This window comes from Rhodoferax sp. LS1R11, assembly GCF_056521395.1.
The window spans coordinates 167369-193863 of the sequence record NZ_JBWMAW010000001.1 but is presented as its reverse complement, the minus strand read 5'-3'; the positions used below and the strand labels follow the sequence as shown (position 1 = coordinate 193863).

The 26495-nt window shown below is 61.8% G+C and carries 25 protein-coding genes and 1 pseudogene; 14 read left to right on the top strand and 12 right to left on the bottom strand.

The window, feature by feature from the left end; genetic code table 11:
- Window positions 1-25 precede the first annotated feature (25 nt).
- From AC097N_RS00960 to AC097N_RS00920, 9 genes and pseudogenes are all read left to right on the top strand, one after another.
- The gene (locus tag AC097N_RS00960) at window positions 26-769 is read left to right on the top strand and encodes an amino acid ABC transporter ATP-binding protein (protein WP_479578857.1); all 744 of its coding nucleotides are present in this window, start codon (window positions 26-28) and stop codon (window positions 767-769) included.
- 46 nt (window positions 770-815) lie between these two features.
- Window positions 816-1238 (top strand): hypothetical protein, encoded by a 423-nt coding sequence (locus AC097N_RS00955; RefSeq protein WP_479578856.1) that lies wholly within the window; start codon window positions 816-818, stop codon window positions 1236-1238.
- Between the two features lie 102 nt (window positions 1239-1340).
- Complete coding sequence (locus AC097N_RS00950) at window positions 1341-2576, top strand: TolC family protein (protein ID WP_479578855.1); 1236 nt, start codon at window positions 1341-1343, stop codon at window positions 2574-2576.
- A gap of 5 nt (window positions 2577-2581) precedes the next feature.
- A complete protein-coding gene (locus tag AC097N_RS00945; protein WP_479579185.1) occupies window positions 2582-3973 on the top strand; it encodes a multicopper oxidase family protein in 1392 nt (463 codons plus the stop codon).
- A 16-nt stretch (window positions 3974-3989) separates the two neighbouring features.
- Entirely contained in the window at window positions 3990-4487 is a 498-nt protein-coding gene (locus AC097N_RS00940) for a cupredoxin domain-containing protein (protein WP_479578854.1), read from the top strand.
- Window positions 4488-4510: 23 nt separating this feature from the next.
- Complete coding sequence (locus tag AC097N_RS00935) at window positions 4511-4987, top strand: DUF411 domain-containing protein (RefSeq protein WP_479578853.1); 477 nt, start codon at window positions 4511-4513, stop codon at window positions 4985-4987.
- 13 nt (window positions 4988-5000) lie between these two features.
- Window positions 5001-5354 carry a copper-binding protein gene (locus tag AC097N_RS00930; protein WP_479578852.1) on the top strand — a complete coding sequence of 118 codons (354 nt, stop codon included), beginning with the start codon at window positions 5001-5003 and terminating at the stop codon, window positions 5352-5354.
- Window positions 5355-5409: 55 nt separating this feature from the next.
- Window positions 5410-6423, top strand: a complete 1014-nt coding sequence (locus AC097N_RS00925) for a P1 family peptidase (RefSeq protein WP_479578851.1) — start codon at window positions 5410-5412, stop codon at window positions 6421-6423.
- A 152-nt stretch (window positions 6424-6575) separates the two neighbouring features.
- A pseudogene (locus AC097N_RS00920) lies at window positions 6576-6822 on the top strand (TAXI family TRAP transporter solute-binding subunit); the annotation flags it as partial.
- A gap of 58 nt (window positions 6823-6880) precedes the next feature.
- Here AC097N_RS00920 and ettA read toward each other — a convergent pair.
- The 3 genes from ettA to gloA form a co-directional block, all read right to left on the bottom strand.
- Window positions 6881-8542 (bottom strand): energy-dependent translational throttle protein EttA, encoded by a 1662-nt coding sequence (gene ettA, locus AC097N_RS00915; RefSeq protein ID WP_479578850.1) that lies wholly within the window; start codon window positions 8540-8542, stop codon window positions 6881-6883.
- Between the two features lie 78 nt (window positions 8543-8620).
- Window positions 8621-10822, bottom strand: a complete 2202-nt coding sequence (locus AC097N_RS00910; protein WP_479578849.1) for a DUF1631 family protein — start codon at window positions 10820-10822, stop codon at window positions 8621-8623.
- Window positions 10823-10863: 41 nt separating this feature from the next.
- Window positions 10864-11250 carry a lactoylglutathione lyase gene (gloA, locus tag AC097N_RS00905; RefSeq protein WP_479578848.1) on the bottom strand — a complete coding sequence of 129 codons (387 nt, stop codon included), beginning with the start codon at window positions 11248-11250 and terminating at the stop codon, window positions 10864-10866.
- 270 nt (window positions 11251-11520) lie between these two features.
- Here gloA and AC097N_RS00900 point away from each other — a divergent pair, with 270 nt between their 5' ends.
- Complete coding sequence (locus AC097N_RS00900; RefSeq protein WP_479578847.1) at window positions 11521-13254, top strand: DEAD/DEAH box helicase; 1734 nt, start codon at window positions 11521-11523, stop codon at window positions 13252-13254.
- A gap of 136 nt (window positions 13255-13390) precedes the next feature.
- The gene (locus tag AC097N_RS00895) at window positions 13391-14173 is read left to right on the top strand and encodes an SDR family NAD(P)-dependent oxidoreductase (RefSeq protein ID WP_479578846.1); all 783 of its coding nucleotides are present in this window, start codon (window positions 13391-13393) and stop codon (window positions 14171-14173) included.
- 9 nt (window positions 14174-14182) lie between these two features.
- On the opposite strand, the gene AC097N_RS00890 is transcribed toward AC097N_RS00895, so the two are convergent.
- Both AC097N_RS00890 and AC097N_RS00885 read right to left on the bottom strand, forming a co-directional pair.
- Window positions 14183-15409, bottom strand: coding sequence for an MFS transporter (locus tag AC097N_RS00890; protein ID WP_479578845.1), 1227 nt, complete (start codon window positions 15407-15409; stop codon window positions 14183-14185).
- Between the two features lie 3 nt (window positions 15410-15412).
- Window positions 15413-15883, bottom strand: a complete 471-nt coding sequence (locus AC097N_RS00885; RefSeq protein WP_479578844.1) for a MarR family winged helix-turn-helix transcriptional regulator — start codon at window positions 15881-15883, stop codon at window positions 15413-15415.
- A 58-nt stretch (window positions 15884-15941) separates the two neighbouring features.
- Between AC097N_RS00885 and AC097N_RS00880 the strand changes: the two genes are divergently transcribed.
- Window positions 15942-16493, top strand: coding sequence for a PaaI family thioesterase (locus AC097N_RS00880; protein WP_479578843.1), 552 nt, complete (start codon window positions 15942-15944; stop codon window positions 16491-16493).
- Between the two features lie 77 nt (window positions 16494-16570).
- On the opposite strand, the gene eda is transcribed toward AC097N_RS00880, so the two are convergent.
- The 3 genes from eda to AC097N_RS00865 form a co-directional block, all read right to left on the bottom strand.
- Complete coding sequence (gene eda, locus AC097N_RS00875; protein WP_479578842.1) at window positions 16571-17203, bottom strand: bifunctional 4-hydroxy-2-oxoglutarate aldolase/2-dehydro-3-deoxy-phosphogluconate aldolase; 633 nt, start codon at window positions 17201-17203, stop codon at window positions 16571-16573.
- A gap of 22 nt (window positions 17204-17225) precedes the next feature.
- Window positions 17226-19043, bottom strand: a complete 1818-nt coding sequence (gene edd, locus AC097N_RS00870; RefSeq protein ID WP_479578841.1) for a phosphogluconate dehydratase — start codon at window positions 19041-19043, stop codon at window positions 17226-17228.
- A 154-nt stretch (window positions 19044-19197) separates the two neighbouring features.
- Window positions 19198-19680 (bottom strand): OmpA family protein, encoded by a 483-nt coding sequence (locus AC097N_RS00865; protein ID WP_479578840.1) that lies wholly within the window; start codon window positions 19678-19680, stop codon window positions 19198-19200.
- 94 nt (window positions 19681-19774) lie between these two features.
- Between AC097N_RS00865 and pdxH the strand changes: the two genes are divergently transcribed.
- Entirely contained in the window at window positions 19775-20437 is a 663-nt protein-coding gene (gene pdxH, locus AC097N_RS00860; protein ID WP_479578839.1) for a pyridoxamine 5'-phosphate oxidase, read from the top strand.
- 19 nt (window positions 20438-20456) lie between these two features.
- Here pdxH and AC097N_RS00855 read toward each other — a convergent pair whose 3' ends face one another.
- Window positions 20457-21359, bottom strand: coding sequence for an HTH-type transcriptional regulator ArgP (locus AC097N_RS00855; protein ID WP_479578838.1), 903 nt, complete (start codon window positions 21357-21359; stop codon window positions 20457-20459).
- 131 nt (window positions 21360-21490) lie between these two features.
- On the opposite strand from AC097N_RS00855, the gene AC097N_RS00850 reads away from it, so the two are divergent.
- Complete coding sequence (locus AC097N_RS00850) at window positions 21491-22147, top strand: LysE/ArgO family amino acid transporter (RefSeq protein ID WP_479578837.1); 657 nt, start codon at window positions 21491-21493, stop codon at window positions 22145-22147.
- Between the two features lie 9 nt (window positions 22148-22156).
- Here AC097N_RS00850 and AC097N_RS00845 read toward each other — a convergent pair whose 3' ends face one another.
- The 3 genes from AC097N_RS00845 to AC097N_RS00835 all read right to left on the bottom strand — a co-directional run bounded on the left by AC097N_RS00845 (window position 22157) and on the right by AC097N_RS00835 (window position 26404).
- Window positions 22157-23104, bottom strand: a complete 948-nt coding sequence (locus AC097N_RS00845) for an AEC family transporter (protein WP_479578836.1) — start codon at window positions 23102-23104, stop codon at window positions 22157-22159.
- Window positions 23101-26166 (bottom strand): bifunctional diguanylate cyclase/phosphodiesterase, encoded by a 3066-nt coding sequence (locus AC097N_RS00840; RefSeq protein ID WP_479578835.1) that lies wholly within the window; start codon window positions 26164-26166, stop codon window positions 23101-23103. The genes AC097N_RS00845 and AC097N_RS00840 overlap by 4 nt, the downstream gene beginning before the upstream one ends.
- A gap of 94 nt (window positions 26167-26260) precedes the next feature.
- Window positions 26261-26404 (bottom strand): DUF3149 domain-containing protein, encoded by a 144-nt coding sequence (locus tag AC097N_RS00835; RefSeq protein ID WP_479578834.1) that lies wholly within the window; start codon window positions 26402-26404, stop codon window positions 26261-26263.
- Window positions 26405-26495 lie beyond the last annotated feature (91 nt).

Sequence of the window (26495 nt, the reverse complement as noted above, 5' to 3'; positions counted from 1 at the left end):
CAAAACAAACAACTCATCGATCATCATGTCTGAACCCATCATCAAATTCGACAAGCTCAACAAGTGGTACGGCAACAACTTCCACGTCTTGCGCGATATTGACCTCAACGTCACCCCCGGCGAGCGCATCGTGATCTGCGGCCCCTCGGGCTCCGGCAAGTCAACCCTGATTCGCTGTATCAACCGTCTGGAAGAACACCAGGCCGGCCATCTGTATGTGGACGGGGTCGAGGTCACCGACGACGTCAAGGCCATCGACGACATCCGCAAAAAAGTGGGCATGGTGTTCCAGCAGTTCAACCTGTTCCCCCACCTCACCGTGCTGGAAAACCTGACGCTCTCGCCCATGTTTGTGGGCAAGATGCCCAAGAAGGACGCCGAAGAAAAGGCCATGATCCAGCTCAAGCGTGTGCGCATTGCCGAGCAGGCGGGCAAGTACCCGCTGCAGCTCTCGGGCGGTCAGCAGCAGCGCGTGGCCATTGCCCGGGCCCTGTGCCTGAAACCCAAGATCATGTTGTTCGACGAGCCCACCTCGGCGCTGGACCCCGAGATGATCAAGGAAGTGCTGGACGTGATGATCGAGATGGCCAGCGGCGGCATCACCATGCTGTGCGTCACGCACGAGATGGGCTTTGCCAAAGCAGTGGCGGACCGGGTCATCTTCATGGATCAGGGCCAGATCGTCGAGCAGAACAACCCGCACGACTTCTTCAACAACCCGCAAAACGAGCGCAGCAAAGACTTCTTATCCAAAATCCTGGGACATTGATTCACCCGGCTCGGGAACTTTACGGCGGGCGGCATATCATTACCTTATGCGCCTGCTGATTCTCATTTTCATGATCGCCCTGCTGCCTCTGCGCGGCTGGGCTGGCGACGCAATGGCGCTGGATATGGCATCGAGCCACCTGACTGCTACAAGTAATATAGCTACTCCCGCAGACTACACGGGAGCTAGCGGCCTTTTTATTATAAATTCTTCGCCTGTCCATACAGAATGCCCCGGGCATCTTGATGCAACGACGGACATCCCGGCAGCCGCCCCCATGGCTTCCGGCAACAACGACGATGGCCAGTGCAAGAGCTGTAGCGCCTGCCAGATGTGCCATACCGTGGCCCTGACCGCCCCCGTTTTCACCGCGCCAGAAGCCACCCCGCATCACCTGCAACGCCCGTTGGGGGGCCAGTCTTTTGCCAGCGCACTGGCGGCGCTGGGCTTCAAACCACCGATTTCCTGAACCTGACGCCACAGGTCCGTCTACCTTTTGCATCTGTCAAAAGGGCGGGATGGCCTTCCAGGTGATGCTTGCGTCACCGGTTCAATTGTTCAGGAGTCTTCCTTGAAAAAAATGTTAGTGATTGCGTGGGCTGCGGCCTGCACGCAAGGTGCGTCGTATGCGCAGACCAGCGCCTACGACCCCGATGTCAAACCCACGGACTGGGTCCGTGCCAATGCGGACACGGGCCGCCATCTGCGCGGCCATATAGATATTTTGAAGGCCGAAACCCAGGACAGCGCCGGGCAGGGATTGTCTGAAAAATCCGTTAAACAGTTGACGCCCGCCCACGCCATACAACTGGCACTGGCGGCCAGGCCCGAACTGTTTGCCAGCGCCACCCTGAATGCATTCGAGCGTGCCCAGTCCAACGCGCGCGTGCTTCAACTCAGCCACCGGGTGAATCGCGCCTGGATCGATGCCGTGTCAGCCGGTCAAAGCCTGATCTACCTGCGCGATGTGCACGAGGCCGCCCAGACTGCGGTTGAACTGGCCCGCCGCATGGCCAGCGTAGGCAACTGGAGCAAGGCGCAAATGATGCAGGAGCAACGGGTGCTGTCAGACGCCACGGTCCAGCTGGCCCAGGCGCAGCAACAGGCCTTTGGCGCCCGGGAAAACCTGATTCGCCTGCTGGGGCTGTCAGGCGCGGCGGCCGAGTTTTCCCTGCCTCCCAAGCTGCCTGAATTGCCGACCCTGCTGCTGCCTGAGTGTGACATGGAAGCGACCGCCCTCCAAAACAAGCCGGAACTGCTGCTGGTCCGCCAACGCGCCCAAATGGATCTCAAAGGGATCCGCCCCCAGGACATGCAGCGCTGGACACAGGCCTCAGACGCGGCCGTGCCTGCCCTGCCGGACGCTGGACCGGTCACCTTGTTGTCACAAGCCCCCGTGCTGGACCTGCGCCTGGCAGGCTTGAGCGAGACTGTGGAGCGCGCGGCGCATTCGCAGGCCGCCGTTAACGCCCTGACCGCGACCACGCGCAGTCTGGCACGCGAGGCTTACTTTCGCTACCGCACCGCCCATGACCTCGCACGTCATCAGCGCGACGAGGGCGTGCGGCTTAACACCGCCCTGCAGGAAGAAACACAGGCGCGCTACAACGGCATGCTGCAAAGCACCTGGGACCTGCTGGCCAGCGCCCGAAGCCGCGTGCAAAGCATGAACACAGCCCTGCAGGCCCAGCGCGATTTCTGGCTGGCCCACACCGACCTGCAATGGGTCATGGCGGGCGGCGAGCCCAGCTTCACGGCCGACGCCACCACCACTGGCGCGAGCGCCTCTACCCCCAAGGGACACTGATGAACATGAACCGTCGTCATTTTTTCAACCAGGCGGCCATGACGGCTGTCGCCACCGCCAGCGTGAGCCGGGTCGCCATGGCCGCCCTGCCCGAACCGGTGACCATGACCCAGGCCAGCACCGCACCACCCCTTGTGCCCCAGACCGGCAGGCCCTACAACCCGGTTGTCACCCTCAACGGCTGGACCTGCCCCTGGCGCATGAACCAGGGCGTGAAAGAGTTTCATCTGGTGGCCGAGCCCGTGGTACGCGAGATTGCCCCAGGCATGAAAGCCACCCTGTGGGGCTACAACGGCCAGAGCCCCGGCCCCACCATTGAAGTGGTCGAAGGCGACAGGGTGCGGGTGTTCGTCACCAACAAGCTGCCCGAGCACACCACCATGCACTGGCACGGCCAGCGACTGCCCAATGGCATGGATGGTGTGGGTGGCCTGACGCAGCCGCAAATTCCGGTGGGCAAAACCTTTGTCTATGAGTTTGTGGCACGCCGCCCCGGCACCTTCATGTACCACCCGCACGCGGATGAAATGACGCAGATGGCCATGGGCATGATGGGCTTCTGGGTGACCCACCCCAAGGCCAAACACCCGCTGATTGACGAGGTGCAACGCGACTTCTGCTTCCTGCTCAACGCCTATGACGTGGAGCCCGGCGCCAGCACCCCCAAGGTCAACACCATGCTGGACTTCAATCTGTGGACCTGGAACAGCCGCGCGTTCCCCGGGATTGACTCGCTCAACGTGCGGCTCGGCGACAAGGTGCGCATCCGTGTCGGCAACCTCACCATGACCAACCACCCGATTCACCTGCATGGTCACGAATTTGCCGTCACCGGCAGCGACGGCGGGCCGTGGCCCATGGCCACCCGGTGCCCGGAGGTGACGGTGGATGTCGCGGTGGGCCAGATGCGGCAACTGGAGTTTGTGGCCGACGAGGAAGGCGACTGGGCTTTTCACTGCCACAAGAGCCACCACACCATGAACCCCATGGGCCACACCGTGCCCACCATGATTGGCGTGGACCACCTCGGCCTGGTGAAGAAAATCCAGAAACTCGCGCCCGACTACATGGTGATGGGCGAGCGCGGCATGGCCGACATGGGCGAGATGGAAATGCCCCTGCCCGACAACACCCTGCCCATGATGACCGGCACCGGCCCCTACGGCCCGGTCGAGATGGGCGGCATGTTCAGCACCCTCAAGGTGCGCAAGGACCAGAAGCCGGGCGACTACAAAGACCCCGGCTGGTTCAAGCAGCCCGCAGGCACCCAGGCGTTTGAATGGACGGGGGCGCTGCCCGCCGCCCGGGCCACATCGGCCCCAGGCAACACGGCGGGCAGCGCCCCCGTTGTCGAGTTGCGGGTTAAAAAACCAGACAGCAACACCCACAAACACTGACACATTGAAAATACCCATGAAAAAAACGACTCTGACCTTGCTCGCCATTCTGGCCGCAGCGACCAGCCCCCTGGCCGTCGCCCATGGCGATGCAGCCCACATGAAAAAAACCACTGCCGTCAAAAAAGAGCAAACCGACTGGGGCATCGCAGGCGATGCCAAAGCCGTCAAACGCACGGTCACGCTGACCATGTCAGACGCCATGCGCTTCACCCCTGACGTCATCCACGTGAAGCAAGGTGAAACCCTCAAGCTCGTCATCAACAACGGGGGCGCCATGCTGCACGAGTTGGTCATTGGCACACCGCAGGTGCTGGAAGAACACGCCGCGCTGATGGTCAAGTTCCCCAACATGGAGCACGACGAGCCCTACATGGCGCACGTGGCCAGTGGTACCCGCGGCGAGATGATCTGGACCTTCAACCGCACGGGTGACTTCGACTTTGCCTGCCTGATCGCGGGTCACTTCCAGGCTGGCATGGTCGGCAAAATTCACGTGGCCTCCCGCAAATAAATCTTTTGAACAAGGAACTCATCATGCAAAGACGCTCCCTTCTCCAGGCACTCGCCATGCTGCTGGGCACGACTGCTGCAGTCGCCCCTGCATTCGCACTCACCCCGGCCAAAACGGTGGTGGAGGTATGGAAAACACCCGCCTGCGGCTGCTGCCATGACTGGATCAAGCACCTCGAAACAAACGGCTTTGAGGTCAAGACCCACGACGTCAGTGATGCAACGAAACGAGCCACCCGCACCCAGCTGGGTCTGGCGGACAAATACGGTTCTTGCCACACGGCGCTGATCGGCGGCTACGTGGTGGAGGGACATGTGCCCGCCGCCGACATTCGCCGCTTGCTGAAAGACCGCCCGACTGCGCTGGGCCTGGCCGTGCCCGGCATGCCGGTCGGCTCACCCGGCATGGATGGCCCCGACTACAAGGGCCACAAAGACGCCTACGCCGTCTTGCTGGTGCAGCGCGATGGGGGCTCATCTGTTTATACAAGCTATTCTTAAAGGAGTCTGCGTCATGAAATACCTGTCACCCTCCATGGTGCTCGCCCTGCTGGCAATCACCCAACCAAGCCTCGCACAAAGTCAAACCGATGCCCATGCCGCCCACCACCCGGACGTGGCCACCGCTGCCCCGACGGCCGACATGACGGACGGTGAAGTCCGAAAAGTGGACAAAACCGCCCGCAAGCTCACGCTGAAACACGGCCCCATCAAAAACCTCGACATGCCCGGCATGACGATGGTGTTCCAGGTCAAAGATGCGACCCTGCTCGACAAACTGGCCGCGGGCGACAAGATCGTGTTCACCGCTGAGGAACAACAAGGCGCGTATGTGGTCACCGCGGTAGAAAAAGTCTCCGTCCAATAAAGCGCAGCACAACTGTCGCGGGCGTCAGCCTATGGACGCGGATAATGGCCGGGACATGAACACTACAAAGCTCTCGGCAGGCGCTATCACGGATGTGGCTGGCATTGAAGTCGGACATTTCACTGACACGCGCCGCCCGACCGGCTGCTCGGTCATCATCACCCGCGACGGCGCTGTGGCCGGGGTGGATGTGCGGGGCGCCGCGCCCGGTACCCGCGAGACCGATCTTCTGCACCCCTCCAATCTGGTGGACCGCATTCACGCGGTCCTGCTTTCAGGCGGTAGCGCCTGGGGACTGGATGCCGCCAGCGGCGTGATGCAATGGCTTGAAGAGCACAACATCGGATTGCCGGTGGGCTTTGGCCTCGTGCCCATCGTGCCGGCCGCCGTTCTGTTTGACCTGCCCGTCGGTGACGCCAAAATCCGGCCCGATGCCCAGGCCGGTTATCAGGCTTGTGTGGCGGCCTGTCGCAGCGCGCCCGCCGAAGGCAGTGTCGGTGCCGGCGCCGGGGCGCTGGTGGGCAAGATATTTGGCCTTGATCGCGCCATGCGCGGCGGTATTGGCACCGCGTCGCTCACGGTGGACGGCATCACAGTGGGTGCGATCGTGGCCTGCAATGCGATGGGCGACGTCATCAACCCGGCGACGGGTCAGATCATTGCCGGCGCCCGAACCAGCGACGGCGCGCACTTGGTGAACGCCCGCAAGGCCCTGCTGGCAGGAGAATTTCCACTACCGGTGCTGGCCGGGACCAACACCACCATCGGCGTGATTGCCACCGATGCCATCCTGACCAAAGCACAGGCGCACCGCTTGGCACAGGTGGCCCATGACGGCCTCGCCCGCAGCATCAACCCGGTTCACACCCTGTCAGACGGTGATACCTTGTTTGCATTGGGAACCGGCAAATCGGGCACAACAGCAAGCATGTTGCGCTTGAGCGTGATGGCGGCCGAGGTGACCGCACTGGCCGTCGTGCGTGGCGTGCTGGCGGCACGAGCCGTCCATATCGGTGGCCAGGTGTGGCCTGCCGCCGCAGACAGGCAGCCAGTAATTGCTGCCCAGTGAGGAATCCTCCCAAAATCTTGATTGGCTGAGTACTGGCAAGGCCGATCTCGGATTTGTCCAGAGTCGAACCGGTCTGGCTTTTCTATCGGACCGACGCAGCTCAGCAGGCAGTGGCGTGCCCAGCCTGATGTTGATGGACTTTGCGCAACGGCATCCCGTTGATGCAGAGATACCTGCCTTTTTCCTACGCCAACCTGATGAAACGTATGTGGCTGGCACTGGGCATCATCATTGCCATGCTGCTGCCACTGAGCCGAATCGGCCAAAGCGCTGGCAGAAGAACTTGACCGGCTCGAGACCCGGGTGGGCAAAATCACAGTGCCCCTATCCTACGCAGACGAGTTGTACGCACAGCGAAACCACATTGAGCTGGTCCGCCAGCGACTTCTCAGGGCCTGAGGTCCTGGCTGTTGAGCCAGGCCGTTTGAGTTGGAATGGGGTTGGCCTGACTTCGCAGTTACTTCAGTGCTTTGAACCTCATCCGCTTGGGTTTTGCACCCTCTTCGCCCAAACGTTTTTTCTTGTCGGCTTCGTATTCCTGGTAGTTGCCGTCAAAGAAAGTCCACTGGCTGTCACCCTCGCAAGCCAGGATGTGGGTCGCAATACGGTCCAGGAACCAGCGATCGTGGCTGATGACCATGAGCGATCCGGCAAACTCCAGCAAGGCATCTTCCAGCGCACGCAAAGTTTCCACGTCCAGATCGTTGGACGGCTCATCGAGCATCAGGACGTTGCCACCGGCGATCAGAGTTTTAGCCAGATGCAAGCGTCCGCGCTCGCCGCCGGAGAGCGTACCGACGCGTTTTTGCTGGTCCGATCCGTTGAAGTTGAAACGGCCGCAATAAGCCCGGCTGGCCATCTGGAATTTGCCGACATTCAGAATATCCAAACCGCCGGAGACATCCTCCCAAACCGTTTTTTCGTTGGCCAGATCGTCACGATTCTGGTCGACAAACGCCATCTTGACGGTGGCGCCAATCTTCACTTCGCCGCTATCAGGCTGCTCTTTGCCCGCGATCATGCGAAACAGCGTCGATTTACCGGCGCCATTGGGGCCAATAATGCCGACGATGGCACCCGCGGGCACTTTGAAACTCAGGTTATCGATGAGCATCCGATCGCCAAACGACTTGCTGACGTTGGTGAACTCAATGACTTCATTGCCCAGGCGGTCTGCCACGGGGATGAAGATTTCATTGGTTTCGTTGCGTTTCTGGTACTCGAAATCCGACAGTTCTTCAAAGCGGGCCAAACGGGCCTTGCTTTTGGCCTGGCGGGCCTTGGGGTTCTGGCGTGACCATTCAAGCTCTTTCTTGAGCGCTTTGGCACGGGATTCTTCGCCCTTTTGCTCCTGCACCAGGCGCTCCTGCTTTTGCTCAAGCCAGGAGCTGTAGTTGCCCTTGTAGGGCATGCCGTTGCCGCGGTCGAGTTCCAGAATCCACTCTGCCGCGTTATCCAGAAAGTAACGATCGTGGGTGATGGCCACCACGGTGCCAGGGTAGCGCTGCAGAAACTGCTCCAGCCAGTCCACCGACTCAGCATCCAAGTGGTTGGTGGGCTCATCCAACAACAACATGTCAGGTTTGGACAGCAGCAGGCGGCACAGCGCCACGCGACGCTTTTCACCGCCTGACAGCTGGCCGACCTTGGCATCCCACGGGGGCAGCCGCAAAGCGTCTGCCGCAATCTCAAGCTGGTGCTCGGAGTCAGTACCGGCGCTGCCAATAATGGCTTCCATCTTGGCTTGCTCTTCAGCGAGCGCATCAAAATCCGCATCTTCCTCGCCGTAAGCGGCGTAGATTTCTTCCAGACGGGCTTTGGCCGTGAAGACGTCACCCATGCCCGCTTCAACGCTTTCGCGCACGGTTTGCTCGGGATCCAGCTGAGGCTCCTGCGGCAGGTAGCCGATATTGAGACCCGCCATAGGCATGGCTTCGCCTTCAAACTCCTTGTCGACACCCGCCATGATCTTGAGCAAGGTGGATTTGCCAGAACCGTTGGTTCCCAGCACGCCAATCTTGGCGCCGGGGAAGAAACTGAGGGAAATGTCTTTGAGAATGAACTTTTTCGGCGGAACGATCTTGCCGAGGTGGTTCATGGAGAAAACGTATTGAGCCATGGGTCTTGCGATGTATTTGGGGATGTAAATACAGCATTATCGGCGCTTGGCCCGCCGTCACCTCGCCCGGAGCCCGGTTTAGGGCGGTGGAGCCACTTGCCCCATCTCATTTTGCAGTGCAGTCCGGGCCACGGCATCCAGTGCGTTTTCGACAATGTGACCGTCTGAGACGACGCGAACACGGCCGTGCATGCGCAAGCGCTCCAGCGAGCGACGCGACATGGTGTGCGCCATGCCCCCCCGGGAAACAAACATGAAAAGCGTCCGGTGCGGGCTGGCCCAAGTCAGTTGCGCACGCAACCACGCGCCATTCACAATCAAATCCACCCAGAGGCCGGTTTTGAAGTTGCCCACCGACATGGGAATCTGGGCCGCCTCATCGGCTGGTTCGGTATCCACGGTTAGATCAGACAGGTCGGGGCCTCCCTCGTCCGCAGGCCAAAAGCTGGTCGCGCCAATGGAATCGGACCAGTCCGACGAATGGACGGATTCAAGGGCCACTTCGATGGCCGCCGTGATCGGACTTTCAGTCTCAGGCGGCAAGGACGCCGCAGGGCCTTCGAAGGCTTTTTCGTGGATGGAAATCAGGGCATCAAAAAAAACAGGAATTCGCTCTGGCGGGTACTGAATGAGCTGCAAACCCTGGCGCAGCTTGACCAGCAAATGAGGCACCAGTTGCACAAGCCGGGACCGGTTGCGGCGAGCCAGACGGATTTGCACACTCCAGATCAGCTCATCAGCCAGTGCCAGATAACCACCTGGATCGGTATCTCCATCATTGCAGCTCAATTGCGACTCGGCCACCACCTGCGCCCATGGCCCCCGCAAAAATGCGGAGATCAGTTCAGGCGTTTCGGTATTTCTCTGCCGCTGCAGGAATTCATCGGCCAAACGCTGGGCCAACAAGTACCGTTGCTCCACGTGCAGAAGCACTCTGGCGGCTTCTTCATGCTCCTTGCGGTGCGCCTCCTCACCCTGCGCCCAACCGATTTCCAGGCCGCGCAGCGCCTGCTCAAACGCCGCGGCATCGCCCTCGCCGCAGGTCAAGAGGCGGACAGCTTCTGAAATCGATTTGAAAAACCACGCAAAACCCGCATCACTCTCTGCCGCAAACCCCAGGCTGCGGTTGGTCAAGCGGTCCAGAAACTGACGGGCTGGGTGTTGCCGGTCACTGAAAAAACGCGGATCGGAATGGGCCAGCGCCAGCAACAGCGGCTCCAGCGTCTGAATCAGCTCGCGCACGATGACAAGCAGCCGCTTGTCCTGCGCCAGGTTGTCCAGCATCATGCGCACCACTTCCTCGCCCAGTTGTTTTCCCAAGTGGCTGGACTGGCTGGCCGACGGCTCAGAGCAAACACCCAGGAGGTCTGCCTGTGCCGCTTGGTCACTGGTACGACTGGCACGCAATGCCAGCCGCTTCATCATGGGTTCGACCAGCTTCATGTCCTCCAGCCCAATCAGCGAAGCCGGTACCGTGTGCAAAAAGTCTTGCGGACCGGATGCACTTTCAAACTCGCCCGACAGCAATTTGCGAAGTTTGTCCAGCGTCACCAACGTGCGGGACACCGACGACTCGGCGTCCTTTTGACGCGTCACCACGCCCAGGTTTGGACGCCCAAGTGGCAATACCGGCTCAATGCCCTGGGAGCGCAACCAATCGGCCACCTCACGGTAGAGCTGACGAAGGCTGACGCCCAGCAGGCCTGCCGCCGGTTTGATCAAGGCCGCACGGGCAGACTCATCGGGCGCATGCTGCGCCAGACACGCCTGCAACGCGCTGACAAAAGCGTCGGGCTTGAGCGGATTCAGACGCGGCTGGACCGTCATCCAACCCAGCAAGGTGCTGACCAGCCCATCGAGCGAGGGGAGCACATCGTCCACACAGCGACGGACCTCCTGCTGGGCCATGGCGAATTCAATATTGGCATCGATCTGACGGGAGTCCAGCAGCTGCAGGTCTTCAAAACGGACCTGCGCGTGTTCTTCAAACTCCTGTGATCTGCTGTGATAAACCTCGTGGCGCAGCTGTGCCTTGAATGTTTTTTTAACTGCAACCGACTGCTTGCACAAGAATTCCGTCGCTGCCTTGTTCAGAGGTGCATGGTCGCCCATCGCGCCCGTGCCTTTCTGCTTGGCCGCCGACACCGCCAAGCCGTCAAGCACATCCCCCATGAGTGCATCAGACTGGGCCAGCACAATTTCAAGGCAGTCGTGCAATGACGGCCGAACCCTGGTCGGGTCGTCCGCCATACCGATGCGTCCAAGCAAAAATTTCTTCATCAGACCCCAGTCTTCAATTCAATACGCTGTATCCGATGACGCTATTCTCCCCGCTGAATCAGCTCGATTTTGTAGCCATCGGGGTCTGTGACAAACGCAATCACCGTGTTGCCGCCTTTGACGGGACCGGCTTCGCGGGTGACGTTACCGCCCGCTGCACGAATCTTGTCGCAAGCAGCATAGGCATCCGGCACGCCCAGGGCGATGTGACCATAAGCCGTGCCCATGTCGTATTTCTCAACGCCATGGTTGTAGGTGAGTTCCAGTTCCGCATGGTCCGGGTTGCTGCCGTAGCCCACAAAGGCCAACGTGTATTTGTACTCGGTATTTTCCGAGGTGCGCAACAAAGTCATGCCCAAAACCTGGGTGTAAAAATCGATGGAACGTTGAAGGTTGCCAACGCGCAGCATGGTGTGGAGCATTCTCATGACAATGATTGTGACCCAATTGAGCCCCGTGTGCAGCCGCGCCCCACCAGCTAGTTGCGCCAGTGGTTTCGGGTCCTCGGACCCTGATTTTTGAAGCCATGCGATAATCTCAACAATTGCGGAGCTTCAGTTGCCCGCAATGCCAGCACCTTGCTGGGAACCATGCCTAGCGCAGACGTTCAACCTTTGTACCCCATCTGCCTTTGACTGATTCCGTGTTTCAAACACAGAGCAGGCCGATGCCACAGCGCCCAGGATAGGCGCCACACTATGAACTTTGAAGAACTAAATCTGGCTCCGGCCATCGTTAAAGCCGTGCTTGAGCAGGGTTACGAGACGCCCACAGCCATTCAGGCACAAGCCATTCCGGCCGTCCTTGAGGGCCACGACCTGCTCGGCGGTGCTCAAACCGGCACCGGCAAAACAGCGGCTTTTGTGCTGCCCATGCTGCACAAACTCAGTGCGGGTCAGACGCCCAAAAACAAATTCGGTGGCATCGGCATTCGTGCCCTGGTGCTCACACCCACCCGCGAATTGGCGGCGCAAGTCGAAGAGTCCGTGCAGACTTACGGCAAATACCTGGAGCTGTCTTCCACCGTCGTGTTCGGCGGTGTGGGCATGAACCCCCAGATCAGCCGCGTCAAAAAAGGGGTGGACATTCTGGTGGCCACGCCGGGACGCCTGCTGGACTTGCTTCAGCAAGGTGTGCTGGATTTGGGTCAGGTACAAATCCTGGTCCTCGACGAAGCCGACCGCATGCTGGACATGGGCTTTATCCATGACGTGAAGAAAGTGCTGGCTGCTGTCCCCAAAGACAAACAAAGCCTCTTGTTCTCAGCCACCTTCAGCGACGAAATTCGCGAACTGGCCGCCACGCTGCTGAAAAATCCGCAAAGCATTCAGGTGACACCACGCAACACGACCGTGCAGCGCATCACCCAAGTGATTCACCCTGTCGGCCGCGGCAAGAAAAAGGCCCTGCTGGCCCACATCATCCAGGAACACAACTGGAGCCAGGTGCTGGTGTTCACCCGCACCAAATTTGGCGCCAACAACGTGGCCGAGTTCTTGACCAAGAACGGCATCCAGGCCATGGCGCTGCACGGTAACAAGAGCCAGGCAGCGCGTACCCAGGCCTTGGCCGGGTTCAAGAGCGGCGACATCCGTGCGCTGGTGGCCACCGACATTGCGGCCCGCGGGATCGACATTGATGACCTGCCGCACGTGGTGAACTACGAGATTCCTAATGTGTGCGAGGACTACGTTCACCGCATCGGCCGCACGGGTCGCGCAGGTGCTGACGGCACGGCGTCCAACCTGGTCTGCCTGGACGAAGAAGGCTTCATGCAAGCCATCGAACGCTTCACAAAGCAGGACATTCCGGTCCAGATCGTGGAAGGCTTCATGCCTGAGCCCGGCGAAAACGCCGAGCCCATCGCCATGGGTCGCCAGACCATTTGGGGCGGTGCGGGCAAACCCCCAAGCCGTGACGTGATGCAGGCTGCGGCCAAGGCAGCACGCACCGAGATGCTGACGCGTGTGCGTGAAAGCAAGGGCGCCCCAGGTGACCGTGGCGGCCAGCCAGGCGGCGGTCGCGGTGGTAACGGCGGCGGCAATGGCGGTGGACATCGCGCAGGCGGTCAACGCAGCCACAACCCGGCCGGTGATCAAGCGCCACGTGGCCCCCGTCCTGCACAAGGTCGTGGTGGTAACGGAGGCGGTTACGGTGGTGGTAATGGCGGCGGCAATGGTGGAGGATTTGGTGGCGGCAATGGCGGCAACAACCAGCCTTCCCGTCCGAGCCAGAGCCAGCCTGATCCCATGCGCACCAGCGTGGACATGATGGCCGAACGCGGCGCCCGTCGCGGCGGTGGCGGTTTTGGTGGCGGCAACCGCAATGGCGGCGGCTTTGGTGGCGGCGGCGCGGGGGGTGGCTTTGGCGGCGGCAATGGTGGCGGATCTCGCGGACCCGGCGGCGGCAACCGCGGCTCTTTCAACCGTTAAACGCTTCACGGCAGTTCGCTGGTAGCAACTGCCGGTTCTGACGCTATTGCAATGCACACAAAAGGGCCTACAAGGGCCCTTTTTATTTGAAATTTGCTACTAGATCAGTAGCTGCCTGCGCTGATACCATCTGCGCATGAGTACAAAATCATCCCTGATTTCATTCGGCCTTTCAGGCCGAATTTGCATTGTCACCGGCGGTGCGCAAGGCATCGGTGAAGCCTGCATTCGCCGCTTTGCCCACGAAGGCGCCCAGCCGGTCATCGTGGATGTGGACGACGTGCGGGGCCCTGCACTGGCCGCGGAACTCAACGCTCTTTTTATCCATTGCGATGTGGGCGACAAGTCCCAGGTGGACGCCATGGTGGCGCGTTGCATGGCCGATTATGGGCGCATTGACGTGCTGGTCAACAATGCTGGCATGTTCAAGGCCGCTGATTTTCTGGAGGTGACCGAGGCCGACTTTGACGCAGTGCTGCGCGTCAACCTCAAAGGTTCGTTTCTGGTCGGCCAGGCCGTGGCGCGCGAGATGGCCCAAACCGGTGGCGGCAACATCGTCAACATGAGCTCGGTCAACGGCGTGCTGACCATTCCCACCATCGCCAGCTACAACGTCAGCAAGGGCGGTGTCAACCAGCTCACGCGCGTCATGGCGCTGGCACTGGCGGACAAAGGCATCCGTGTGAATGCCGTGGCGCCGGGCACCATCGCCACGGAACTCGCGGCCAAGGCCGTGCTGACCAGTGACGAAGCGAAAGCCCGCATCTTGAGCCGCACGCCAATGAAGCGCCTGGGCGAACCGTCCGAGATTGCCGATGTCGTGGCCTGGCTGGCCAGCGATGCAGCAAGCTATGTGACCGGCGAAATCGTCACCGTCGACGGGGGCCGCATGACCCTGAATTACACCGTGCCGGTGTAGGCCGACAGATCAGGCCGCAACCCGCGCAGGCACCCTCGCCTCGCGGATGGGCAGATTGATCAACGCGGCCGCCACGGCCAGCACGATGTCGATGTACCAGACCCAGTTGTAGTTACCGGTGGCTTCAAACACGCGGCCACCCAGCCAGGCCCCCAGGAAACCACCGAGCTGGTGGGTAAGCATCACCACACCAAACAGGGTGGCCATGTTGGACGTGCCAAAAAACTTGGCCACCAGGCCAGCGGTGGGCGGCACGGTGGATAAAAAGGTCAACCCCATCACAGCGGCAAAAACCAGCATGACCGGGCCCGTCTTCGGTGCCAGCAAAAATACAATCACGGCCAACGCACGTGCGGCATACACCAGGGACAGCAGCGACTTCATGCGCCAGCGCCCTACAGCCCAACCCATGGCAATGCTGCCCACGATATTGAACAACCCCAGCAGCGCCAGCGACCAGGCGCCAAACTGCACGGGCAGGCCACACGAGGCAATCACCCCCGGCAAATGGGTGGCCAAAAAGGCCACGTGAAAGCCGCAGACAAAAAAACCGGCAGCCAGCATCAGGTAGCTCGGGTTGCGCAGGGCCTGGCCAATGGCCTCCATCGCGCCCATGGGCCGCTCAGTTGCCGCAGTCGCATGCTGCGCTGAATGGCCCTTGAGCAAAAACGCGGCCGGCAGGGCCAGCAACACGAGCAGGCCCAGTACCTGCATGGCGTTGGCCCAGCCCAGCCCCAGCATCAAGGCCCCGGCAACGGGCGCCATCAGGAACTGACCGAATGACCCGCCCGCATTGACAATGCCGGTGGCCAGACCGCGCCGCGTGGCGGGAATCAGCCGCATGGTGGTCGACATCAGGACCGCCGGTCCGGCCATACCGGCCCCCCCTGCAGCCAGCACCCCAATGGAGAAGATCAGGCCCGCCGTACTGGTCATCATGGGGGTGATGAAAGTGCCCAACGCGACCAGCACGATCCCCACCAGCAGCACGCGCCCGGCGCCCACCTTGTCGGCAAAGGCCCCGGCAAAAGGCTGCGTCAAACCCCACCACAACTGGCCAAAGGCAAAGGCGAGGCTGATGCTGCCCACGCCCAAGCCCGTGGACGTGTTCAATGAACTCAAAAACAGGCCCATGGTCTGGCGTGTGCCCATGGTCAGGGCAAACACACCGGCGGCGGCCAGCAGCACCAGCCACATGGCCACCGGTGGAGGGGAGGAAGCGCTTGGTTTGTTCATTTTTCAGTCCTTGGAGGCGTCAGCCAGCAGGTTCATGGATTCATCGATCAGCGCATGCAGCGCCAACAGGCGCGGCAGGCCCAGTAGAGTGTTCAGGTGGGTTTGTGCCGCTTTCCAGTGCCGCTGGGCCTGCTGGCGCTTCTCGCGGCCGGCATCGGTGATCGTGATCAGGCGGCTGCGTCCGTCCGCCCCTTCCGCCAGCACCACCCACCCGGCAAGTACCAGGGGTTTGAGGTTGCGTGTCAGGGTGGAGGCGTCCATTTTCATGGCCTGCGCCAGATCACCGGGCCGGATGGGGCCCAGCTTGAGGACATGCGACAACAGCGAATACTGTGTGGTTTTGAGCCCGGCCTGGGCCAGTTCGGCGTCGTAATGCTGGGTAATGCGCCGCGTCAACTGGCGCAGCTTGAGGTTGGTACACCCCTGCAATTCCACTGCATGGGTCACGGACGAGACAGTCGAGCTGGTGTTCATGTGAAGATTGTAACTACAATTATTGCATATGCAAGTTTATTAACCCACTGGAGCCAACATGACCCTATCCAACCACCTTGAAGACTGGCTCGTCCAGGAGAAAATCATTCGCACCGCCATGGACAGCGGCGCAGGACCCGGCGTGGCCAGCCGCCAACAGATTGAAGGACTGAGTGGGCTGGAAATAATGCAGGCCATGCTGCGGGGCGAATTGCCCTACCCGACGATTGCGCAGACGCTGGACTTCACCATCATCGAAGCCACGCCCGGCCATGCGGTGTTTCAAGGCAGTCCCGGCCCCGCGCACATGAATCCGATGGGCACCGTGCATGGCGGCTGGTTTGCCACGCTGCTCGATTCAGCCTTGGGTTGCGCCGTGCACACCCGCATGGCACCCGGCCAGGGTTACACCACGGCGGAGCTGAGTGTGAATATCGTGCGGGCGCTGACGCCCAAGGTGAGCCGGGTGCGGGCCGAAGGCAAGGTCATCCATTGCGGGCGGCAACTGGCCACGGCCGAGGCCCGTCTGGTCGGCCCGGACGGGACGCTGTACGCCCATGCCACGACCACCTGCCTGGTGTTCGAACTACCGCCTCAGTCCACTCAGTAAGACCGCTCGCCCTGCCTCGGCTTTAGTTGCTATACTTTTAATAGCTACTACCGCACGCAGGACGGGGGCTAGAGGCCTTATTTCTTTAAAGATTGGGTGTCACGCGCCAGCTGGGTGACACGAGCCCAGTCACCTTGCGCGAGGGCATCGGCAGGCACCAGCCAGGAACCGCCCACGCACACCACGTTGAGCAGCGCCAGGAAATCGGGCGCGTTCTGCAGGGTCACGCCGCCCGTGGGGCAAAACTTCACGTCAAAAAACGGACCGCTCCAGGCCTTGAGCATGGCCGGACCACCCGCTTGCATGGCGGGGAAAAACTTCAGTTCGGTGAAACCGTCTTCCTGCGCCATCATGATTTCACTGCCGGTCGCCACACCGGGCAACAGGGCCATGCCCACATCACGGCAAGCCTGGCCCACGGCCGAGGTGTAGCCGGGGCTGACTGCAAAACGGGCACCCGCCATGGCCGCCGCCTGGGCGTCCGCCCGGGTGCGCACGGTGCCTGCGCCAACCACGGCCTCGGGCACTTCTTTGGCAATGGCTTCAATGCAGGCCAGTGCCTGCGGCGTGCGCAAGGTGACTTCGAGCATGCGGATACCACCAGCGACCAGCGCGCGCGCCATCGGCACGGCATGGGCAATGTCGTTCAACACAATGACCGGGATCACCGGGGCGTCTTGCATCACCTGCAGGGCAGTGAAATTACTCATGTTTGTCATCCTTTTTGGTTGTTCAAAGCCAGGTACAGGCGCCGTGTTCGGCGTTCAGGGCGTGGCGTCGCATACCGGCGAATAGTTCACGCCCCATGCCAACACCGTTGGCAGCGCGCAAGTCCTCGGGCATCGTGAGCAGCTCGCGGGCTTCCCATTCGTCATCGCTGACCAGCACGTCGAGCATGCCCAGATTGGCATCCAGGCGAATCACGTCGCCGTCACGGACCTTGGCCAGCGGGCCACCGGCCGCTGCCTCGGGCGAGACATGAATGGCCGCGGGCACTTTGCCTGACGCGCCGCTCATGCGGCCATCGGTGACCAATGCCACCTTGAAACCCTTGCCCTGCAGCACGGCCAGCGGGGGCGTGAGCTTGTGCAACTCCGGCATGCCGTTGGCCTGCGGGCCCTGCCAGCGCACCACGCAGATCACGTCACGGTCCAGCTCACCGGCCGCAAAGGCGACGTGCAAGGCCTCTTGCGAATCAAACACGCGCGCAGGCGCTTCAATCACATGGCGATCATCCGGCACGGCCGACACCTTGATCACGCTGCGCCCCAATCGGCCCTGCAGCAATTTCAAACCACCGGTGACGCTGAAGGGCGCACTGGCCGGACGCACCACCGACTCGTCTTTGGACGCACCGGCGTCAAGCCAGCGCAGACCTGCACCGTCCTGCTCGGGAATACCTGTGTATTCGCGCAGGCCGCCCGCACGGGTGGTCAGCACATCGGCATGCATGAACCCGGCGTCCAGCAACTCGCGAATCACAAAACCAGGACCGCCCGCGGCCTGGAACTGGTTCACGTCGGCACTGCCATTGGGGTACACACGGGTCAGCAGGGGCACGACGTCAGAGAGGGCCGAGAAGTCATCCCAGTCAATCACGATACCGGCTGCGCGGGCCACCGCCACCCAGTGAATCAGATGGTTGGTGGAGCCGCCTGTGGCCAGCAAAGCCACCATGGCATTCACAATGCAACGCTCGTCCACCACCTGGCCAATGGGCGCAAAACGGTGGGCCTTGGTGATGTCCAGCACAGTGCGCACCGCCTCACGGGTGAGCTCTTCGCGGACCGCTGCGCCGGGGTTGATGAACGCCGTGCCCGGCACATGCAGGCCCATGGCTTCGAGCAACATCTGGTTGCTGTTGGCGGTGCCATAAAAGGTGCAGGTGCCAGAGCCATGGTAGGCCTTGGACTCGGCGTCCAGCAGTTCACTGCGCCCCACCAGGCCCAGTGCAGCCTGTTCACGCACCTTGGATTTTTCGTTGTTCGACAGGCCCGAGGTCATGGGGCCGGCAGGCACAAACACCGTGGGCAAATGGCCGAAGTGCAACGCGCCAATCAACAAACCCGGCACGATCTTGTCGCACACGCCCAGCATCAGCGCGGCGTCAAACACGTCATGGCTGAGGGACACAGCGGTGGCCATGGCGATGACATCGCGCGAGAACAGGCTGAGCTCCATGCCCGGCGTGCCCTGGGTCACACCGTCACACATGGCCGGCACGCCACCGGCGACCTGCGCGGTGGCACCGTGCTTGCGGGCCTCGACCTTGATGATCTCAGGGTAATGCTGCATGGGCGCGTGGGCCGACAGGATGTCGTTGTATGCCGTGACGATGCCGATGTTGGGCGCCTTCTCGGCGACCACACGAAATTTGTCATTGATGGGCAAGGCCGCAAAAGCATGCGCCACATTGGCACAACCCAGGCGCTCGGCGCCGGGTTTGCGGTTGGCGGCAATGGCCAGGCGCTCAAGGTAGACGCTGCGTGTGACACGGCTACGCTCCTGAATTCGGGCGGTAACGGACTCAACAATGGGATGAAGTTTCATGGCACTCAAAATGTTGGTAACAAAATTACAGCCGCGATGGTACTCCTCAACGGCACGGAAAGGGTGATTTGCTTGTTACGAGTTGGTTACCAAAAGCAAAAAGCCCGAACGGGTCGGGCTTTTTAGCTGGTAGTGCGGGCCAGCCGCATCCCGTTTACTGGATCGACACTTCGACCCGGCGTGCCTCGTCGGCGGGGCCGGAGGCGGTCGCGTCTTCAGGCTTCTTCAGTTCAATCTTCTCGGGTGCCACGCCCTGTGCGGTAATGGCGTCGCGCACGGCGAAGGCACGCAGCTTGGCCAGTTCAGCGTTCTTGGCGGGGTCGCCGGAGGCGTCATGGAAACCGCTGATCACCAGCATCTTGCCAGCGGCCGCAGCCGCTACCGCGTCAGCCAGGGCTTCCTTGGCACCGGTGGCCACGTCCGCCTTGCCTGAGGCAAAGTAGAACTTGACGACACCGTTTTCGACCTTGATGCTGGCGCCATCGGCCGCGGCCGCGGCAACAGGGGCCTTGTCAGCAGCGTGGTGACGTGATTTGTACACGCTCACACCCAACACTGTGGCCACCACCAGGGCGACTATGCCAAACACAATCCCCAGGGCAATGCCTTGGTTGTCATCATCTGTCTGAGCTGCCATCGAATTACTCCCGTAGAAAAAAACACGATTGTAAAACCTGCACCCACCCACCCTTTTCAACCATGTGAATGGGGGGCGCTTTTATACTGGCCGGATGACCTCTATCGCCGACCTCCGCAAAAGTTACGAACGTGCCGAACTCAACGAAGACGCCTCGCACGCCAACCCCATGAAGCAATTTGAGCAGTGGCTCCAGGAAGCCATTGCCTCCGAAGTACCCGAGCCCAATGCCATGACACTGGCGACCGTGGCAGGCAACCTGCGTCCCAGCACCCGTGTGGTGCTGATCAAGGGGTATGACGAACAGGGCATCACCTGGTTTACCAACTATGAAAGCCGCAAGGGCCAGGAACTGGCCGGTAACCCGTTTGCGGCCCTGCAGTTTCACTGGGTGGAACTGGAACGGGTCGTGCGCATTGAAGGCCTGGTGGAAAAAGTCAGCGACGAGGAAAGCGATGCCTACTTTCACAGCCGCCCGCTGGACTCGCGCATTGGCGCCTGGGCCTCACCCCAAAGCCAGGTGATCTCGGGGCGGGGCGTGCTGGTGGCGAACGCGGCCAAATTTGGCGCGCAATTCCTGCTGCGCCCGCCGCGCCCGCCGCACTGGGGCGGCTACCGGCTCAAGCCCGACAACTGGCAGTTCTGGCAAGGCCGCAAGAGCCGCCTGCATGACCGACTGCGCTACACACTGAGCCCGGCGGCGGGCACCGGGACGCAGACCACGCCCGTCTGGGTTCGTGAGCGTCTGGCGCCCTGAGCGCGACCGCCGCCGCCTGTCACATCAGCACCTTGCGCGCGGCCTCCTTGACGGCACCGGTGAGTCGCTGGGCCGATGCCGGCTCGCGCTCCCAATGGTGCCAATAAAGCGAGACATCCACCGCGCTGCCCGGCAGCACCTCCACCAGATTCAGGTGCGCTGAGCGGCCTGCCAGGTGCAGGGCAGGCACCATGCCCCAGCCCAGGCCATGGGCCAGCGCACTTTCAAACGCGTCCACCGCCGGAACAAAGTGGCGCGGGTACTGCGGGGTGGTCAACTTGAAGTGCTGCGCCAGAAACACATCCTGCAAGGCATCCTTGCGGTTGAAAATAATCGCCGGTATGGCGAGCAGGCGGTGCACCGACAAGGCGCCGCCCGGGGCATGGCAATTTTTCACCAATTCAGGCGCCGCCACACAGCGGTAACGCATCACCCCCAGCGGCTCGGCCACGCAGCCGCGCATGGGGACGGCCTGGGTGCTGACGCAACCCACCACCTCGCCGGTCTTGAGCGCCTCATGGGTGTGGTCCTGGTCGTCAATCAGCACGTCCAGCAACAGGTGATGGCGCATCAGCAGGGCCGCCACGCCGGGCAAAAACCAGCTGGCCATGGAGTCGGCATTGACCGCCACGCCCAGGCTTTGCCACGCGGTGCCGGTACCGGATGCCCGGCCAGTGAGGCCCTCCAGCAAATCGGCCTCCATGAGCCGAACCTGTTTGACATGGGCCAGCAAGGCCTGACCAGCGGCGGTGGGCCGCACGGTTTTGCCCCGCACCAGCAAACGCTGGCCAAACGCCGCCTCCAGCCCCTTGATGCGCAGGGATACCGCCGCCAGCGTGAGGTTCAACACCAGCGCAGCGGGGCCAAAACCACCCTGCTCCACCACAGCGGCTAAGGCGTCAAGTTGACGGGCATCGAGCATCAGAGCGGCCTTAAATCAAGTATTTTTTATCCAATATAAGTTTAAATTAATTTTGTTTAACCAATACCGCCTTTGCGGCACAGTACGGCCACGGCGCGCAAAGGTAGGCGCTCATTCAACGGAGCCATTTCATGCAAACTTTTTATCAGACCGTGCTCATGGCACCGGCCTTCAATGCCGGGTTGTTGCTCAGCCTGTCGCTCATCATGGCGCTGGGGCCGCAAAACGCGCATGTGCTGCGCATGGGCCTGCAAGGGCAGCACGTGGGGCTGACGATTGCCGTGTGCGTGCTGTCGGATGTGTTGCTGATTGGCCTGGGCGTTCTCGGGCTGGCCCAGTTGGGCGGCTTGTCCGACCTGGTCAGGAACCTGCTGGTGGGCGGCGGCATGGTGTTTCTGCTGGTCTACGGGTGGCAGGCCTTTGCGCGTTGTTTAGCCAGGGCGCCGGACGAGACGGGTGCGCCTGCCGAGAGTCGCCCGGCGCACATGAGCCGTCGGCAAGCCGCGTTGGCCGCGCTGGCCTTCGCCTGGCTCAACCCGCACGCCTGGCTGGACACGGCGGTGTTGATCGGTACGGCCTCGCTGGCCTGGGGCCGCCCCGGCAACGCACTGTTTGGCCTGGGGGCCGCCACAGGGTCGCTCGTCTGGTTTGCGGGCCTGGGCCTGTGCGTCATCACCCTGGGCAAGCGCCTGCGCCAACCCGGCATCTGGCAGGTCATGGACGGGATGGTGGCGCTGATGATGTGGGGCACCGCGCTGGCGCTCGGCCTGGGCTTGATGAGAGGCTGAACCCTGCGGTCAGAGCCCACCCACGAGCGCCATCACCAGCGAGATGGTGACCAGACCCAGCGCGGTGGACACCGCCACCGAGGCGGTCACCAGATCCTGGGCGACCTCGTAGCGCTGTGAAAACATGAACACATTGGCGCCAATCGGCAGGGAGGCTGCCACGATCATCACCGTCAGCGGCAGGCCGCTCAGGCCCAGCGCCCAACTTAAAGCGGCCACCAGCGCCGGGAACACCAGGTTTTTGATCAGGCTCAGGCCCACGGCGCCCTTGAGTTGCTCCCCCACACGCACATGGGTGAGCGTGACGCCCACCAGCACCAGCGCGAGCGGCCCGAAGGCGTTGCCCAGCAGGAGCAGCGGGCGGTCCACCACCGCAGGCACGACCAGACCCGTCTGGGCAAACAACAAGCCCGCAATGATGGGCAGCGGCACGGGGTGAACAATGCCGTTGCGCACGGCACTCAGCACCGTGACCATCATGTGGCGCTGGCCTCCCGTGCCAGACGCCGCATCTTCGCGCGCCACCACCAGCTCCAGCACCACGGTGGCCAGGGTCAGCAGCACCAGCGCGTGCGCCGAGATCAGGGTGAACAGCGTCACCAGACCGGCCTCGCCATAAGCCAGCCCCACCAGCGGCGTGCCAATCGCCAGCGTATTGCTAAAGGTGGCGGCCAGCGCCAGCACCGTGGCGCGGCGCGTGGCCCCCTGCCAGACCAGCATGGCGCTGAACAAGATGATGGCGGCCACAAAGTACAAGGCCACCGGCTTGAAGTTGAGCTGCTCCACATGCACCGTGCTCATGGTGCGAAACAACAAGGCAGGCGTGAGCACCATGAACACCAGGTTTGAGAGGTCTTTTGTGGCCTCAGCCCTTATCCAGCGTGCGCGACCAGCTATAAAACCAATAGCAATCAACAGCACCACGGGCAACAGGGCCGACAGCACCGGGTTGTTCATGCGGAGGTATCCTGTGTGAAAAAGTGCGCCAGGTCTTCGACCGGACCGGGGCGGCCAAAATAATAACCCTGGTAGTGGAGGCAGCCCTCGCTTTCCAGAAAATCCCGCTGTGCCTGCGTCTCCACGCCTTCGGCAATCACCATCAGGCCCAGGCTTTTACCCAGTCCCACGGTGGCCCTGACGATAGCGGCGTCCTTGGGGTTGGTCAGCGCTTCGTGCAAAAACGACTGGTCGATCTTCAACTGGTCCAGCGGCAAGCGCTTGAGGTAGCTCAGGGAGGAGTAGCCGGTGCCAAAGTCGTCCAGCGAGAAACCGACGCCTTGGATTTTCAGGCTTTGCATTTTGGCAACAATGTCGTCCATGTCGCTCACCAGCAGGCCTTCGGTGAGCTCCAGCTTGAGTTTGCTCGCGGGGGCGCCGGTGCGGGCCAACGTGGCCATCACATCACGAACAAAATGCTCCCGGTGAAACTCCAGCGCGCTCACGTTGACGGCCAGGGTCAGGTGCGCGGTTTGCGGCCGGGCCGCCCAGGCGGTCAACTGGTGACAAGCGGTCTCCATCACCCACTGCCCAAGGGGCAGTATCAAACCGGTCTCTTCCGCCAGCGGGATGAATTGCGCTGGTGACACCATCCCCCGCAACGCGTGTTTCCAGCGCACCAAAGACTCGACGCCCACCAGACGACCCAGCTGGTCAACCTGGGGTTGGTAGTACAACAAAAACTGCTTTTCCTGCAGGCCATGACGCATATCGGCTTCCAGTTCGGCACGGTAAGTGACGGCTGCCTGCATGTCGGGGTCATAAAACCGCAAGGCATTGCGCCCCGCGGCCTTGGCCTGGTAGAGGGCCAGATCGGCACGCTTGAGCAGCTCGTCCACCGAGTCGTTCACCTCGTTGAACAAGGCCACCCCCACGCTGGCGCTGCTGTGGTGCAGGGCATGGGTCAGCTGGTAGGGCTCGCTCAAGACCGCCAGAACTTTGTCCCCCACCAGCTCGGCACGCGCTGCGGCATCCACCAGGCTGTCGCTGAGGTCCTGCAACATCACCACAAACTCGTCTCCGCCCAGCCGCGCCACGGTATCCACCTCCCGCACGCAACCCTGGAGACGACTGGCCGCCTGCTGCAACAGCAAATCGCCCTGGTCATGTCCATAGCTGTCGTTGATGTTTTTGAAATGATCCAGGTCAATGAACAGCAGGGCGCCCACCCGCTGCTCGCGAAGGCTGCCTGCCAAAGCCTGCTTGAGCCGGTCAGACAGCAGGCGGCGGTTGGGCAGGCGGGTGAGCGGATCGTAGAAAGCCAGGCTCTGGATCTCGGCCTCGGCGTGCTTGCGGTCGGTGATGTCCCGCGCCAGCGCAATGAAGCGGATCTCTTCACCCGGGACGGCGGTCTTGCGCGCCACCGACAACTCAAACCACATCAGCCCGCCCGGCAGAAGGAGCGCATATTGGCGGCCGGTTGAGCGGCCTTTTTCGTGCGCCTCCTGCAGGGCGGCCATGCCCACGGCGGCGGCCTCGGGTGGCAGGAATTCAGAAATCAGTTTGCCCAGCATCTCGTCTGGCGACACCATGAGCAACTCGGTTCTGGGCGAGTGGATGGCATGGATCCGGCCATCCAGCCCGGCCTCAAACAACAGGTCGGGAACGGCATCCAGGGTGGCTTGCAGCCGGGCCTGCCCGGCCAGAAGTGCCATGTCCTGCTCGCGGCGTTCGGTGGCGTCAAAAATATACCCGTGCCACAGCACCGCGCCGTCATCGAGCCGCTGGGGCGTCGCATTGCCGGACAGCCAGTGCACCACCTGGTCGGCCCGCGTCACGCGAAACTCGTGCACCCAGGGCAGCAAGGATTGGGCCGACGATTGGGTACTGGCCATGACACCGGGCAGATCGTCCGGATGAATGGCGGCAAACACTTTGGCCGAATCGTGCTCCACCTCCGCCGGGCTCACGTGAAACACGCTGTGAACCCCCTCGCTGGCGAACGGGAAACAGGACGTACCATCGGCGCGCAGCAAAAACTGGTAGGTCATGCCAGGTGCCCGGTTGACCAGGGTTTGCAATTGCTGCAAGGCCCATTGTTTCGCCTGCGTCTGGCGCTGGCGAACCACAATGGCCCAGGAAGCCATCGCGGCAAACGCCAACAGCAGCGCACTGGCCAACGCAGCCTGCCACAGCAGTCGTGACCGGGTGATCAAGTGATCTGCAAAAACGTCCTTCGTGGCCATGCCGATCTCCACGAGCACGGGGTACGAGGGCAAGGTTCTGAAATGGTAAAGCCGCTCCATCCCGTCGATCGGCGAACGGGTGGTCAGCAAGCCGGTTTTTTCACCTTGGGCGACACGTCCGAACAACGGGTTGGCCGACGCATTGCCGTTGAAGCTCTCAAGCAGGGGCGTTTTGCGGGCAAGCAGCTGGCCGTCCAGGCCGTACAACGCAGCCACCCCGTCCTGGCCCAGCACCAGGTCTGCATAAAAATGCGTGAAGTAACTGGGATCGAGCGACGCCACCACCACGCCCGCAAACGCCCCCCCCGCGCCGGTGATGCGGCGTGACACCTGGATCGACCATTTGCCTGAAGCGCGCCCCAAGACCGGACTGGAGATGTAAAGGGGAGTACCGTGGGGGGCCAGATGGGCCTTGAAATGAGCGCGATCCGACAGATCGACGACCCCGTTGAACGGCAGACTGCTGGACTGCAGCCGCCCCTGCGCATCAATCACCGCGACCTGATGCAACACGCGGCCGTCAATCACGCCCTGCTCCACCATCGACTTCAGGTCAATGCGGCCCTCATGCTCGCGGTATCGCAGCAGCACAGTGCGCAGGGTCTGGTCCACACTCGCCAGCGTCCGTTCGGCGTGCTCCTGGGTCAGCCGCCCCAGGTTGACCAGGTCATTGCGGGTATTGACGACCACCTGCGTGCGGTCTTCGTCGATCAAGCGGAAGGTGATCCACCAGCCCACTGCCAGCAAGAAGGCGGTCACAAGCCCGATCAGCAAATACGGAAGTAAGCGGAAACCCGGCGCGGCGCGGCTGGCAGTCCTTTGACGAATAAGTGGCATGAGGCGTGAGTACGAGGGCAGGTTTTTGACTCAGATCATACGACGGCCTCCCATCCGCTCGTCAGCGCCCGGCCAAGCCCTCACACCACCGGGTTCAGAGACCGGCGCGCCTGGCGTCCTCGTTCATCTTGCGCTTGAAGTACAGGATGAACCAGACGCCCATGCCCAGCATGAAAGAGATACCGGCCACGGTCATGAGGCCATAGTCAGTGGAAAAGAGATCAGCAAGTGCCTTCATGGTGGCGGTCCTTTCAGAGTGGTCAAACGCGCGTCGGATGGCGCTACAGACCCACTATTACCCGCCGGGGTATAGATGGACCTGACGCAGA